The following is a 14,309-nucleotide window of genomic DNA, read 5'->3' on the forward strand; positions in this document are numbered from 1 at the left end:
CATGGATGCAAATTCGCATCTGAATTTCGATGCGATGCCACGCGAGGTCGCCCATCTGGCTATTGCCGTCAATCGTGCTTTCGAACGCGTGGGCGAACTGATGACGTCGCAGAAGGTTCTTACATCAGGCATAGCCCACGAAATCCGCACGCCACTTGCAGCCATAAAGCTTGAGCTGGGAAACATCGACCATCCGCGCGCCCGCAANGCGGAAGCCGATCTGGATGACCTCGTACGCTTCGTCGCAGAACTGACGACCCTGGCCCGACTTGACGGCTTCGACCACGGCGTCTTTGAGACCGTTGACCTTGTCGCGCTCTCATCCTCAGTCGTCGAGCAGCTTGCGCCGTGGGTCTATGACAACAGCCACACTCTGGAGTTCTGTCCTCAAGTCGAAACCGCCCTTGTTCAGGGGGCGCCGGCGCTATTGAAGGATGCCTTGCGTAATCTTGTCGAAAACGCCGTGCGCCACACGCCGGCCGGCACCGCTATTCGTGTGTATGCAGGGAGGAATATGGTTCGGGTCCAGGATCGACATCCAGGCGGCATGAGACGAGAGGCCGGCACGTCCGATCGCACCGACAGCCTCGGCATCGGTTTGAAGATCGTCAGACGGATAGCTGAACTGCACCGAGGCTCGCTTCGCCAGTCTACTTCCAAGCTGGGGCATGTCTCCGAGATAACTTTCGGCAACCCCGACCCGAAACATGCCTAAGAGGCGGGTCTGTTCTCGGCGCAAAATGCCGAGTCATTTCTCAGTGCAAACCTATGGCCCGCCCTGTTCGCGAGTAGAATTTTAGATCCCTGCAGTCTGCTTCAACGTATTCGGTCTCACGGTCACGCCGCGGCCAAGATGGATATCCGCACGTCCGGAGCCTCAATAATCAACGCGGCTTCAACGAGCCATTTGCACTGCTGGGCTTTCCGCACGCCGGTCGACAGTCAGGCCATCTATAGTCCTTCTCGCAAACATCATGGGCTGTGAGGACGCGCAGCCAATCCTCCCTACTAAGCTGGCGCCATGCCATAAGTTCGCTCGAACGGTCGGTCCTTACGGAGAACTGCCCAAGCGATACGGGCAAGCTTGTTTGCGAGCGCGACGATCGCCACGTTGCGATGGATGCCTCGAGAAAGTAACGCGCGAAGCTAATGTCCGATGGGTGTATTGCTTTGACTGAGTGCAGGCATTGCCGCTCGCGCGCCGTGCACGAGTAAGGTTCTGAGGTAGACGTTGCCGCGCTTCGGGATACCGAGCAGACGGGGCTTGCCTCCGGTCGTAAACTGCCACGGAACGCGGCCTAGCCATGCACTGAGATCGCGAGCACGATCGAAGCTGGTGGCATTGCCTATTGCAGCAACCAGGGTCGAGGCGTTCAGCACTCCAATACCCGGAATGGCTGTCAATCGGCGCATTGCGAGATTATCCCTCGCAAGCGACAGGAACTCGGTATTGAGCATTGCGATCTTGGTGTCGAGCACCTTCCATTCGCCGCGCAATTCGACAATCAGCCGATGAATGCGCTCCGAGAGACCGCTCTCCTGCTCTTCCAGTCGAGATCGCTCTCAAATTTGCAACGGCCTGCGGCGAAGATCAGATCGCGCTCCAAATGGATTGCGCGCATCTGATTGATCAGTATGCTTCTTTGCGCAACGAGGCGCGATCGAACCCGGTGTAACGATTGTATATCGAGTTGTTCCTCGCTCTTGAGTTCGACGAACCGCATCGTGGGGCGTGACGGGGCTTCGGCAATACCCTCCGCATCCCTGTCGTCATTCTTCTGCGCTTTCACGTAAGGGCTGACATACTCTGGCGACATTAGCCGGACCTCATGTCCTCGCGGGCCGAAAATCCGCCCAAGATGGTGCGCACCACAACAGGGCTTCCATCGCAATGACGCACGCCGGCATCTTGCTGACAAACTCAATGAGCGTCTGCCGCCGCATCGTTCGGCGGACAATCACGATGTCCTCGGAAGGGCGGGCCATCCCATAATCAACAGACGCAGAAATAATGCGACGACGCATGTATCTTTTTGTCGTGCAACCTAGAGGAGATTATTGTGGTTGCTCTGGCAGCCCGCGGCTTAACCTCGTGGACCTATCTGTCTTTCCTGCATTTGCGCTGGCAATGGGCGAAGGAGAGCAGGGAGTTCTCGACAACCGCCGCATTGGATCCGAAGGAGCCAATCCTTGGTGGCATTCAATGGATCCCGTCGTGCTGCACGGAGCAATGCTCAGCGGGGCGACCTTAGCAGCGCTTGGAGTGGCCAAAATACTGAGATTTGATCAGTCTGCCACCCTAGACTATAACGCTCCTTCACCCTTGCCTTCGCTCAACTTTGGCGCGCGTTCAACATACGCAGTTGGCGCGCAGGCGTTTTAACGAAATGACAAGAAATAGGGGCCTTGGGCTGCGCTCGCTCTTTGCGCCCTACTACTGGCAGTTCCCCTTATTTTGGCCCCGCTGCACATCCTTTAAAACTCGTTCTTCTGACCGCCAATATGTGGTTTGTGGTCTTGATACCGAGTACCCTTTCCACCTGCTGGACTCAGACGGTAGTGGTTGCCGCCCGATCGACCTGAGCGGTGAACGCCTAGTATCCATCTTTGTTGTCATCTTGGTTGCGCCACCGGCGTGCTACAGCAATCCAACCCCTACGGGCGAGCTGTTTGTGAGCCTCGGCCGGTTCAAGGACATCCCCTTCGTCACCTCGCCGCTCTTGCCTTGCCCATTTCCAATAAGCGAGCCTCCATGCTTGGTCCCATTCACCGACTGGCCCGGAACTTAACCGAGCGGAACCCGCTGATCATAACCTTCCTCATCAGAAGCGGTGCCCCGCGGTTGCAAACTTGACAAGGGTCAATGCAATCGACCCATCCATCGGTAGCATCTCCATGAAAACGTTGGAGGGCGGAGTTCATGCAAACGCGCGAACAAAGTTTCAAAAGATCTGACACGCAACTTGGCGCCCCTGTATTTGTCGCCAGAGGGCTAACCAAGATCTACGGATCCGGTGATTCGCGTGTAATCGCATTGGATCATATCAATCTCGATATCAACCAGGGCGAGTTCATCGTTCTTCTTGGACCCTCCGGATCAGGAAAGTCGACGCTGCTCAACATATTGGGCGGGCTAGACGCACCGACATCGGGCACGGCCGCTTGGCGAGACCACGAGTTGACCGGAGCAAGCGACAAGGAACTCACACTCTACAGGCGCGAGCACGTTGGCTTCGTGTTTCAGTTCTACAATCTGATACCGAGCCTCACTGTCGAGGAGAATGTACGCCTGGTGGCCCAGATCGCCATTAGTCCGATGAGGCCAGTCGACGCGCTCGACCTCGTAGGGTTGGTAAGTCGTGCCAGTCACTTTCCGTCACAGCTATCGGGCGGAGAGCAGCAGCGCGTGGCGGTGGCGCGCGCAATCGTGAAGCGGCCGGATATCCTTCTTTGCGATGAGCCGACTGGCGCACTTGACGTGGACACCGGCCGACTTGTTCTGGCTGCAATCGCCAAAGTGAACTCCGAGATTGGCACAACGACCGCAGTGATCACTCACAACTCGGCAATCGCTGGAATGGCGAACCGCGTGATACGGCTCAGTGGTGGGCGTATCGTCGCAGAAGTGGCCAACCAGGATCGCATCCGCGCACAGGACGTCACATGGTGAGCGTTCTGGATATAAAAGTGCTGCGTGATCTCTGGTCAATGTGGCTTCAGGTTCTCAGCATCGCGATGCTCATCGCGGCGGGCGTAGCAGTCTTCGTGATGTCGGTGTCAAATTATCTAGCGTTGATCGGCGCTATGGAAGCGCATTACCGTCACGAGCGCTTCGCCGAACTCTTTGCCAGCATCACGCGAGCACCGCTCGCCGTTGTTGACAAGCTGCGCGAGACTGACGGTGTCAGTACTGTGGAACCACGCATTGCGAAAGCGGTGCGAGTGATACGCGAGGACACGAAGCTGCCGATTTCCGGTCGTGTCGTCTCGATCCCGGCTGCAGGTCAACCTTTGCTCAATCGCCTTTACCTGGTACAGGGCCGCTGGCCTGATCCGCTCCATCCGGAAGAGGTCATTATAAACGCGGCCTATGCCGAGGCGCGCGCCGTACGAATGGGAGATACCATTGACGTAGTCCTGAACGGCCGCCTGCAAGGCTTCCGCGTCATTGGCTCTGCGCTATCGCCGGAATTTGTATTTGCCACTCGAGCAGCAGTTCCGCTTCCCGACGACCGGAACTTCGTCGTCCTATGGGTCAACGAGGATGCGGTCGGCAGCGCATTCGATATGAAAGGCGCATTCAACGATGTCCTAGTGACGCTGTCGCCCAATGCGCGCATACGTCAAGTCCTGGAGAAGGTCGATCGCTTACTGGCACCGTACGGCGGCACGGGCGCCTATGATCGGACCGAACAGCCATCCCACCGCTTTCTTGAGGACGAGCTGGCGGAGCAGAAAACTATGAGTATCGTGATGCCTTCCGTCTTTTTCGGTATTGCGGCCTTCCTGCTCAATATCGTGATCGGTCGGATTATAGAGGCTCAACGAGGACAGATCGCTTCGCTGAGGGCGCTAGGGTTCACGAATGGTACGATCGCGATTCACTACTTCAAGTTTGTCACGGCCATAGCACTGCTGGGATCCATGATAGGCTTGGCCGTGGGGGGGTGGCTTTCTATTGCAGTGATAGGAACCTATCGCGCCTTCTTCCGGTTTCCGTTGCTAGAGCCGCGTCTCGAGCCATGGCTAGTGGCCTTGGCCATGCTCGGGAGCGTCGTCGCGGCAAACCTTGCAGCCGCAACGGCGGTTCACCGGCTCGCTGTGCCTAGCCCTGCCGAAGGAATGCGCCCGCGAATACCACCCGCTCTAAATGCGTTCTCCTGGGTGCGAACCATCGGCAACCAGCGCATGCCGCTCCAGTACGTGATGGTGGTTCGGGCCCTCCTCGGACGGCCGCTCAGAACACTTCTGACAATCTTCGGCATTGCCTTGGCCATACCGCTCGTCTTGTTCGGGTTTTTCTGGTTCGATGCACTTGACTATATGATCGACGTGAGCTTCGGACGCATTGAGCGCGGCGATGCGTTTCTTACCTTTACAGAACCGATTTCCTCGGATGCTCTCTACGAGTTGCGCGCAGTCCCGGGTGCAATAAAGGTTGAAGTCCAGAGGACCGTCCCCATTCGACTGCTTGCAGGCCACCGGACGTACCGCACGTCTGCTATCGGCGTGGATTGGCCTTCCGAGCTCAAAGTCCCGAGAGACAATCGGTTGCAGCCAATTGCCATTCCCGCGGATGGGATCATGCTGAGCCGCCAGATCGCGAGACAGCTCGACCTCAAAGTCGGCGACAATGTCTCGATGGAGGTGCTTGAAGGCATCCGCACCATCAAGGAAGTTACCGTTCGCGCGATCTCGGACGATATCCTGGGGACATCTGTGACCCTTGATCGCACCGCACTCAATCGTCTGATGCGAGAGGGACCCGTAGTAAATGCCGCGAGCCTGAAGATCGATCCTGATCAAGCCGCACTGCTCTGGGCCAGGATAAGCACGATGCCGAAGATCGAAGGAAGCTCGGTCAAGGCTCTCTGGTTCGCGCTGTTTAACGACACGATAGGTGGATTGGTGTTGACAGGTGCGCTTATTCTCTGCGCATTCGGAATGCTGATCGCGATAGGCGTAGTCTACAACAGTGCCCGCATCTCACTCCAGGAGCGCGTCTTGGAATTGGCGAGCCTGCGGATAATCGGGCTCACTCGGCACGAAGTATCGACTCTCATCATCGGCGAACTTGTTATCATACTAATCATCGCCGTTCCCACCGGACTTCTGATTGGACGACAACTGATCGAATTGATCGTAGCCGCCCGGGCTAGTAAATCGTTTCAAATCCCTCTCGTCATCGATCCAAGCACCTATGCGACGGCTTCCTTATTCGTGCTAGGCGCCGCATTTGTCAGCTCCCTCGCCATCCGACGAACGGTCAACGCGCTGGATATGGTATCTGTTCTAAAGACCCGAGATTGACGATGGCGCGACAAATGAAATCTATCGTCGGCGGATTGATCCTCCTTCTGCTCGTGATGGTTGGTCTTTATCGGCTTTTTATGCCGCAGCCGGTCCTCGTTGAGACGGCTGCGATCGTAACCACGAACTTTGAGGACACAATCGATGAAGATGGACGCACCCGCGTGCGGGATCGCTATTTGGTATCAGCGCCCCTGTCCGGGCGGCTACAGAGAATGGCGCTGGAAGCAGGCGATGCTATTCAGGCAGGTCAAACGCTCGCGATCATAACACCGGCGATTTCTCCGTTACTCGATCCTCGCGTCAAGCTGGAGCTGGAAGCGCAGGTTGGAGCCGCCGAGGCGGCGCTCGAAGAGGCTGAATCGCTTTACGAGAATGCCAAGGTCTTGATGTCGCAAGCCAGCGCGAACCTCGAACGCACCAAACAGCTTGTTGAGCGGAACGTGGCGCCCGCCGCACAATTCGATCGAGACCAGTTTCTATACCTGTCTGCGCAAAGGCAGGTTAATGCGGCGGAAGGCCGCTCGCACGCTGCTACTCACGTTCTGGAGCAGGCACGCGCAGCGTTGAACTCTGCAAGCAACACGGAACCCGGCGAGAGCTTCCCGGTGATTTCGCCCGTATCAGGGCGTATCCTGAAGATCGTTCAAGAAAGTGAGACCGTTGCCTCGTTGGGTGCCCCCTTGGTAGAGCTCGGTGATCCAAGTGACCTGGAAATCGCAGTCGACGTGCTGACGACCGACGCTATTCGCGTAAAGGAGGGCCAGAAGGTGATTGTCAAGCGCTGGGGCGGCGCCGCAGATCTGCATGGGGCTGTCCGCCGCGTTGAACCGTCGGCTTTTACCAAAATCTCCGCTCTTGGCGTCGAAGAACAACGTGTCTGGGTGATCGTCGACATAACGTCGCCGCGCGAGACGTGGACCAGTTTGGGAGACGGGTACCGCGTCGAAGTGAAGATTATCGTGGATGAATTAGACCGAGCGACTGTCGTGCCGGTCGGAGCGCTGTTCCGCCGCGGCGATACCTGGAACGTCTTCATCGTAGACGACGGTAGGGCACATACCAGGCAGATTGAGATTGCGCACCTCTCGGCAGGCCTTGCTGCAGTGGCGAAAGGCGTGCGCCCTGGCGAAATCGTGGTCCTCTATCCACCCGCAGCTCTCACCGAAGGAAGCAGGATCAAGCTGCAGTGAAGCGATCCACTATGTATCAGCGAGCGCGTCAGTCCTCGCTTGGTCCTTTGATCCGCATCAAGGCGCAGGAAGCAAAATGGGTGTATTTAAATCATACCTAGTTAGCCAGGAGTGAAAGGAATGCGCGCTCGAACTTCCTCCGAGATCCAGGTCTGGGATCCTTTCGTTCGGATAGCTCACTGGGCAATTGCCTTGGGATTCTTCGTCGCATATCTGACCGAAGATGCAAGAGAAGTGCATATCTGGGCCGGTTATGTAGTCGGTGTTCTGGTCTTTGCTCGCGTCGTCTGGGGACTCATCGGAACCCTCCATGCGCGTTTTGCCGACTTCGTAACTGGTCCCGTTATCGCGAGCCGCTATCTCTGGGACCTCACGCGCGGACGCGCGAAGCGCTATATCGGACACAGCCCAGCCGGCGGGGCAATGGTTATCGCACTCCTGGTTTCCCTTGCGGGGACGGTTGCAACCGGCCTCATTGGATACGCTAAAGAGGGCGGCGGCCCGTTGGCACCGCTATATGCCCAAACGCTTTCTGTGGGCGAACGAACTTTCCCTGGCGAAGAGAGTGAAGGCGCCCGCCGTGACGAGAGCTTCATTGGCGAAGTTCATGGAGTGATCGCTAATGTCACGTTTGGTCTCGTCGTCTTCCACGTTCTCGGCGTTGTTCTCGCAGGCTTCATGCACCACGAAAACCTTGTAGGTGCAATGATTACAGGCCGCAAACGCGACGGTTGACTGCAGCCGATAAGCGCGTCGCGCGGAAGCACATTCAGAGAATAAGTAGCGCACGGGACGTAGAGATTTGGCTCCATGGGATTTGTCAGTCGTGATCGAATAAGATCCGCACTTGTGGTAATTGCGGTTACAGGGCTTCTTGGCGGGCTCGTGCTCCACTTCTCCGACTGGCCAGCCCCCGCTGGGATGGTCTGGACAGCAGGTGTTCTCCCGATCCTTGCGGCGCTTGTGGCGGAAATCATTCGTGACCTTCGGCGCGGAGAGGTGGGCCTCGATATCGTCGCGGCACTTTCGATGTCTGCCGCGGTCGCCGTTGGCGAGGGGTTGGCCGCCGCAGTCGTGGCCGTCATGTATGCCGGCGGCACCTTCCTTGAGAGCTTCGCTGAAGGTCGTGCCCGTCGTGAAATGCATGACCTTCTTTCGCGCGTTCCCCGGACTGCAACGAGGAATCGCGGCGGCAGACTTGAGGATGTGCCGCTGGACGTGATCGCACCAGGCGACAAGCTGTTGGTTCGACAGGGCGACGTCCTTCCAGTAGACGGAACTGTGGCTTCGAGCTTTGCCTTCCTTGACACATCCGCATTGACTGGCGAATCTCTGCCGGTGCGGGTTGCCATGGGCTCTGAGGCTATGAGCGGCTCGACGAATGCGGGGGATGCGTTCGCCCTAATCGCCACGAGGCTCGCAAAAGAGAGTACCTATGCCGGCATCGTTCGCCTCGTGGAAGAGGCGCAGCAGTCCAAAGCCCCAATGTCGCGCCTGGCGGACCGCTGGTCGCTGGGATTTCTCGCCGTCACTATCGCACTCGCCTTAACAGCTTGGTGGTTCACGCAAGATCCTATCCGAGCGGTGGCGGTGTTGGTCATTGCAACACCTTGTCCCTTGATTCTTGCTGTCCCCGTTGCGCTAGTGGCTGGTCTTTCGCGGGCGGCGCATTACGGTGTGCTGATCAAGGGCGCAGAGCCTCTTGAAGCAATGGCGCGTATCCGCACGCTTATCCTTGACAAGACGGGCACGCTAACGGATGGGCGGCCGCAGATTGTTGCGATCGACAGCCACATCGGCATGCCCGACGATGAGATACTTCGTCTTGCCGCAGCTCTCGATCAGGCTTCGAAGCATCCCGTTGCGCAAGCCATTGTGACAGCTGCCAAGGCGCGGGGACTGGCGCTTTCCGTACCATCCGAGGCAGTAGAAATCCCCGGCGAAGGTGTCCGAGGAAGCGTTGATGGTCACAAGGTCATCGTGGGTGGCGACGATTTCGTCGTCGGACATGTGAGGCGGAAATCAGGCGATCATCCAGCCCTTGCGTCAGGTTCCGTCCTTGTCGCCCTAGCAGTCGACGGTCGCCTGGCAGCCCACCTTGTCATGGCGGATCCTTTGCGGGAGGGCGCAGGATCAATGATCGGCGAATTGCGCCATCTAGGCATCAGCCGTATTCTTCTTGCGACAGGCGACCGCGTGGAGGTTGCAGAACGCGTCACGGAAGGACTTGGGCTCGATGGGCTTCGCGCCGGACTGTCTCCAGATCAAAAGGTTCTGCTGGTATTAACCGAACGGAAGAACGGCCCGGTCATGATGGTCGGCGACGGCGTTAACGACGCTCCGGCGCTCGCCGCCGCCGACGTAGGCGTGGCCATGGGAGCTCGGGGAGCAGCGGCCTCCGCCGAGGCCGCTGACGTCGTGCTCCTCGTTGACAGCATCGACCGCCTGGGTGCGGGGATCGATATTGCCCACCGGGCTCGGCGCATCGCATTGGAGAGCGTCGTGGCGGGCATCGCCTTGTCCATCCTCGGCATGCTGGTAGCAGCTCTCGGCTATCTCACACCTGTGCAGGGCGCCGTCCTCCAGGAAGCGATTGATGTTGCCGTCATTTTGAACGCCCTTCGGGCACTGAATATTCGGCCAGGTGCGACGAAAACTCCTGAGAAACAGATCACGGGAGCCTCTTGTGATGGGACCATCCGAGAAATGCCGCCTGATTGACCTGGCTGGCTTTGTGAAGAAACGAGCCAAGTTACACCCTTGATCGTACACTCAAAGGAAGCAGTTTCGAGGACGCCGTCGTTCGCACGAGGGCGGCGCCATCCAAGCAGCGACTAACCAACTGAACTATATGGCTTCAACTAGACGCGCGTTGCCGAAAAGACCCAGACAGCGCGTGCCGGGCATCGCCATTGCGTTCTCCAGACACCACTGCAAGCCTTTAAGGGAACGGCAGTTGTTGTGCTCATTTTGGTCGCCGCGGGAACCCCTTTTTTGACGAACATCAAAGTAATCTTTTCCGAACACGTTAGGCTCACCCTATCAAACGAGGAGGCAGTGCCATGAGCATCAAAACCGTGATGTGCGTCTTTAGTGTTGATGGCTGGGAGCAGGATATCAAGCCCGCCATCGAGTTCTGCGAAACGCAAGGCGCGCATTTGACCGCGATCGTGATTTGCATGTGCTCTGTTCCGCCCGTCGCCGTCTACCCTGTGACGACCGTCTGGCTCGACGATCAGCAAAAGCAGATCGATCGCCTCGCCGAAGAAGCGAACGCAATTCAGAGCATACTGGAACGAACGGAACTGTCTTTCGACATCCAGGAAATCTATACCGAATTCGCGTGGGCAGACGAAGACATCGCGCAACATGCGCTCTATGCGGATCTAGTGCTGGTCGGGGCGCAAGCTGCAAGCGTCGAGGATCTCGAGAGAAGGATCATTGACGGCGCCCTGTTCCAGTCTCCCACACCGATCCTAATCAACCCCCGTATGCAAGTGGTCGATTCATTTCCGAAGTCAATATTACTCGCGTGGGACTCGAGCAACGAGGCAGCGCGTGTCACCCGTCAGTCTATGGAATTCCTCAAGGGGTGCGAAGCCGTCCATGTGACGCTCGTGGATCCTGTTGCAAGAAGCTACGGGAACGGTGAAGAGCCGGGCTCGGACATCGCTATCTTCCTCAGCCGCCACGGCGTGAAGGTTAAGGTCGACCGGCTGGCGAGCGGCGGGCGCCGTGTAGACGAAACCTTGCGGCGACACGCGATGGACGTCGGCGCCGATATGATTGTCATGGGCGCCTATGGTCATCCGAGGCTCCAGCAGCGTCTGTTCGGTGGCGTTACGCGCTCAATGCTGAAGGATAGCAAAGTTCCGCTTTTTATATCGCGGTAGTGACAGCGGTTAGCGATGTTTTGCCTGAGCAGCGGAAAAAATTACGGCGGTTGGAATCTTCGCTGGACAGCCCGGCCAACAACGCACTCAACCACGGCGATAAATGATCAAGAACATTCGAGAGATGGTGACCTATGGTCCAATGGCATTTCGAATTTCAAGACAGGGCCGATGCTGGACGTCGGTTGGCGGAGACGCTTACCGCGCAGGGGCTCGTCCGCCCAGTAGTCTACGCGCTGGCACTCGGCGGCATGCCTGTCGCTTTTGGAGATCTCGCGTGCTTTGCACGCTCCACTGGATCTCGTATTTATCCGAAAGATTGGAGCGCCCATCGGTCATCAACAAGGATGTTCGGCGGACAAGCGGCGCTGACGCGGTCTACCTGCACGCCCGCGACAGCATGAACTTGCCGAGATCGAGCGCCGTCGTAAACTTTACTTCGGCGATCGCGCACACACGGACCAGTCGGACACATCGCCATCGTAGTTGATGACGGTTTGGCCACGGTGGCTACCGCGAAAGCCTCGCTCACCGCGATGCGGGGTCAGGCCGCCGTCAAGACTATCCTCGCAATTGCGGTCGCCCCGGAGGAAACGCTCGCCGCGATTAATCAGTATGCAGACCAGGTCGTCTGCCTGCATCGCGCGCGGGATTTCCGGGGCGTTGGCTCATTCTACGAATGACTTCCACCAACTCACCGATGAAGAAACGACTGGACTGCTGCGGCAGGGATGGGCCGAGCTCGATACAATCGCTCCAGAGGTCGGCAAGCGGTGAATTACGGTGCCGCCGGCTGGTCTAGTCGGTGACTTGTTCGCTCCAAAGGACCCGCGGGGCATTATCCTGTTTGGTCATGGTAGCGGTTCGAGTCGGCTCAGCCCGCGCAACATCGCAGTGGCCGACAAGCTGAATGCCGATGGCTTCGCCACTCTTCTTCTGGACTTGCTCACGGCAAATGACCGCCGAAATGTCTTTGATATTCCACTCCTCGCGGAACGCTTGCTCGAAGCGTCGATCTGGATTGGGGCCGAGCCCGACATCGCAGATCTGCCGCTGGGTCCGTTGGGAGCGAGCACAGCGGCGGGCGCTGCCATGCTACCATCAGCAGAATTTCGAAACCGCGTTTCGGCCGTGGTTTCCCGTGACGGTCGTCCCGACCTGGCTGGGCCGAGGCTGGCTGACGTGGAGGCGCCGCCCTGTTGATTGTCGGTGGCCGGAATGAGCAAGTCCTAACTTTGAACTGCAAGGCCCTGTCTGCCCTCACCTGCGAAAAGCTTTATGAGGATCGTTCCAGGCGCCACCCATCACTTCGAGGAATCTGGCGCACTCGAAGCAGTTGACCGAGATGGCAACGAGTTGGTTTCGAAATTACCTACCACTGCCGACAACTATCGGCGGAACGGCGCCCGCGAAGAGGCCACTTTCTCGAGCGTCGATAGCGGACGTGCTGCGAAGAATGACCCACTGATCGGTTTTGGAACGCATTGCCGACCGAATAGGATGCGCCGACGGAATCAAATCCGTACGACCTCACGCTCCGACAATTACGAGTCATTAAGACACGACATCGGTGTAGAGCGCTTTCTGCTGGACCTTCGCAGTGGGCAACGTAACGCCCCCCCGCGCGCTGACGGAGCCGCGACTGGAGCGATAAATTGGCGTGATCTATCGGCCCGATACCTAGGCGGGAGCCATTATAGCTCCGCCTTACTATCCGACCAGTACGATGCATTGGTGGTTCGATAAGACAAGTGCGGTCGTTCCCTGCGTCTGGTGAGGACGAAACTTATCCGTTCGGTCTATGAGTTCGAAAAAGGATCACCGATCACCACATCTTTGGAGCAATAAACCGACGCCCACGCTGCAGCGCAGCTGACGAGGCTCGAACATAGGAATTGACGGAATGCCCTATGCGACCAACTCCGATCTGCCGACGTCTGTCCAACACGCCTTACCCCTTCATGCCCAGGACATTTACAGGGAGGCATTCAACCACGCTTTCAAGGCTCATCTCGGCGACCCGCGCCAAGAAGAAGCGGCTCACCGGATTGCTTGGGCGGCGGTCAAGCGCTCCTATGTGAAAATCCACGGCGCATGGGTAAAACGATAACGCTGCGGTCTCTCGTCGTTGTCGATAATGTCATTACTGAAATCGATGGATTGCCTGTGGCACCGCCCCAATGCAAATCCAGGGTTTTCAGCTTCCGCCCAAAACTATGGCATGGCTCTCGATTGTGGGCTAAGGGAGACCGTGGATGTCGACGCAGTCCTCGGAAAAGGCAACGGAGGCGCAAAGCGCAACCCTAATACGTCCAAGACCAAATCCTACTCGCGCGATTCTTCAAAACCTCGACGCAGCCTCTGACGGGAGAGCCCATGGTGATGTCATCACATCGGTCTTCGTCGACATGTGCTTTCTAATTTCCTTACACATCTCGGGCTGAGTGAACGATGGCTCATCACCGTTGGCGACATCGGACGGATAAGGTGAGGACCGAGAGTAGCTCGGGTCGGTCGTGAAGCCGACCTGGTTGTTGATTATCAGATGGACCGAGCCTCCCGTCCGGTAGCCTTTCAGGCCTGATAGGCCGAGGCTCTCGGCAACGACCCCCTGTCCGGCGAATGCCGCATCGCCGTGGATCAGGAGCGGCAGGACTGTCGTGCGCTCCGCTGTATCGCTGTGCTGTTCCTGCTTGGCTCTGACTTTCCCCAGCACCACCGGGTCGATGATCTCAAGATGCGAAGGATTGGCGATCAGGGACAGGTGAACCCGCTTACCGCCGATCTCCCGATCCGAAGAGGTTCCCAGATGATACTTTACGTCGCCGGACCCTTCAACTTCGTCCGGGAGGAATGATCCGCCCTTGAATTCGCTGAAGATTGCCCGGTGTGGCTTGTGGATCACCTGGCTAAGGACGTTCAGACGTCCGCGATGGGCCATGCCGAAAACGACCTCAGTTACACCAAGGGCCACACCATGCTCAAGGATCTCTTCGAGAGCAACGATTGTCGACTCCCCGCCGTCGAGCCCAAAGCGCGTCGTGCCGACGAACTTCTTGTTGAGATACCGCTCGTACCCTGTCACCTCCACGAGCNTCTGGAGAAGCCGCCGCTTGTGATCAGGCGCCAGTTCGGTCTTAGCGTTCAACGGTTCGACACGTTGCTGGATCCATGTCCTTTGCGTCCTGTCGGA

9 protein-coding genes and 2 pseudogenes are annotated in these 14,309 nt (G+C 57.8%); 9 read left to right on the plus strand and 2 right to left on the minus strand.

Going from position 1 to position 14,309, the window contains the following annotated elements; genetic code table 11:
- Positions 1 to 715: ATP-binding protein (locus RHIBUN_RS0132045; protein ID WP_025662772.1), on the plus strand; the 715-nt coding region annotated here is incomplete at its 5' end.
- A gap of 293 nt (positions 716 to 1,008) precedes the next feature.
- Here the strand turns inward: RHIBUN_RS0132045 and RHIBUN_RS34990 are convergent.
- Positions 1,009 to 1,962, minus strand: a pseudogene (locus RHIBUN_RS34990) (IS110 family transposase); the annotation flags it as partial.
- A gap of 958 nt (positions 1,963 to 2,920) precedes the next feature.
- Here RHIBUN_RS34990 and RHIBUN_RS0132060 point away from each other — a divergent pair.
- From RHIBUN_RS0132060 to RHIBUN_RS0132100, 8 genes are all read left to right on the plus strand, one after another.
- Positions 2,921 to 3,670, plus strand: a complete 750-nt coding sequence (locus RHIBUN_RS0132060) for an ABC transporter ATP-binding protein (protein WP_025662775.1) — start codon at positions 2,921 to 2,923, stop codon at positions 3,668 to 3,670.
- The gene (locus RHIBUN_RS0132065) at positions 3,664 to 6,030 is read left to right on the plus strand and encodes an ABC transporter permease (RefSeq protein ID WP_037218219.1); all 2,367 of its coding nucleotides are present in this window, start codon (positions 3,664 to 3,666) and stop codon (positions 6,028 to 6,030) included. Before RHIBUN_RS0132060 ends, RHIBUN_RS0132065 begins: the two co-directional genes overlap by 7 nt.
- Positions 6,031 to 6,044: 14 nt before the next feature.
- Complete coding sequence (locus RHIBUN_RS0132070; protein WP_025662777.1) at positions 6,045 to 7,223, plus strand: efflux RND transporter periplasmic adaptor subunit; 1,179 nt, start codon at positions 6,045 to 6,047, stop codon at positions 7,221 to 7,223.
- Between the two features lie 120 nt (positions 7,224 to 7,343).
- Positions 7,344 to 7,958, plus strand: coding sequence for a cytochrome b/b6 domain-containing protein (locus RHIBUN_RS0132075; RefSeq protein WP_025662778.1), 615 nt, complete (start codon positions 7,344 to 7,346; stop codon positions 7,956 to 7,958).
- Positions 7,959 to 8,033: 75 nt separating this feature from the next.
- Entirely contained in the window at positions 8,034 to 9,944 is a 1,911-nt protein-coding gene (locus RHIBUN_RS0132080) for a heavy metal translocating P-type ATPase (RefSeq protein WP_025662779.1), read from the plus strand.
- A 341-nt stretch (positions 9,945 to 10,285) separates the two neighbouring features.
- Complete coding sequence (locus tag RHIBUN_RS0132085) at positions 10,286 to 11,116, plus strand: universal stress protein (RefSeq protein WP_025662780.1); 831 nt, start codon at positions 10,286 to 10,288, stop codon at positions 11,114 to 11,116.
- A gap of 506 nt (positions 11,117 to 11,622) precedes the next feature.
- Positions 11,623 to 11,799 carry a hypothetical protein gene (locus tag RHIBUN_RS36655; RefSeq protein WP_156932796.1) on the plus strand — a complete coding sequence of 59 codons (177 nt, stop codon included), beginning with the start codon at positions 11,623 to 11,625 and terminating at the stop codon, positions 11,797 to 11,799.
- Positions 11,800 to 13,019: 1,220 nt separating this feature from the next.
- Positions 13,020 to 13,226, plus strand: a complete 207-nt coding sequence (locus tag RHIBUN_RS0132100; protein WP_018116518.1) for a ChaB family protein — start codon at positions 13,020 to 13,022, stop codon at positions 13,224 to 13,226.
- Between the two features lie 291 nt (positions 13,227 to 13,517).
- Here RHIBUN_RS0132100 and RHIBUN_RS0132105 read toward each other — a convergent pair.
- Positions 13,518 to 14,309, minus strand: a pseudogene (locus RHIBUN_RS0132105) (thiamine pyrophosphate-dependent enzyme); the annotation flags it as partial.

This window comes from Rhizobium sp. IBUN (assembly GCF_000510625.1).
GTDB classification, from domain to species: domain Bacteria; phylum Pseudomonadota; class Alphaproteobacteria; order Rhizobiales; family Rhizobiaceae; genus Rhizobium; species Rhizobium altiplani.

What these genes read in the sequence shown, in the direction of transcription:
- RHIBUN_RS0132060 (WP_025662775.1), top strand. Translation starts at nt 2,921, where the DNA reads ATGCAAACGCGCGAACAAAGTTTCAAAAGATCTGACACGCAACTTGGC.
- RHIBUN_RS0132065 (WP_037218219.1), top strand. Translation starts at nt 3,664, where the DNA reads ATGGTGAGCGTTCTGGATATAAAAGTGCTGCGTGATCTCTGGTCAATG.
- RHIBUN_RS0132070 (WP_025662777.1), top strand. Translation starts at nt 6,045, where the DNA reads ATGAAATCTATCGTCGGCGGATTGATCCTCCTTCTGCTCGTGATGGTT.
- RHIBUN_RS0132075 (WP_025662778.1), top strand. Translation starts at nt 7,344, where the DNA reads ATGCGCGCTCGAACTTCCTCCGAGATCCAGGTCTGGGATCCTTTCGTT.
- RHIBUN_RS0132080 (WP_025662779.1), top strand. Translation starts at nt 8,034, where the DNA reads ATGGGATTTGTCAGTCGTGATCGAATAAGATCCGCACTTGTGGTAATT.
- RHIBUN_RS0132085 (WP_025662780.1), top strand. Translation starts at nt 10,286, where the DNA reads ATGAGCATCAAAACCGTGATGTGCGTCTTTAGTGTTGATGGCTGGGAG.
- RHIBUN_RS0132100 (WP_018116518.1), top strand. Translation starts at nt 13,020, where the DNA reads ATGCCCTATGCGACCAACTCCGATCTGCCGACGTCTGTCCAACACGCC.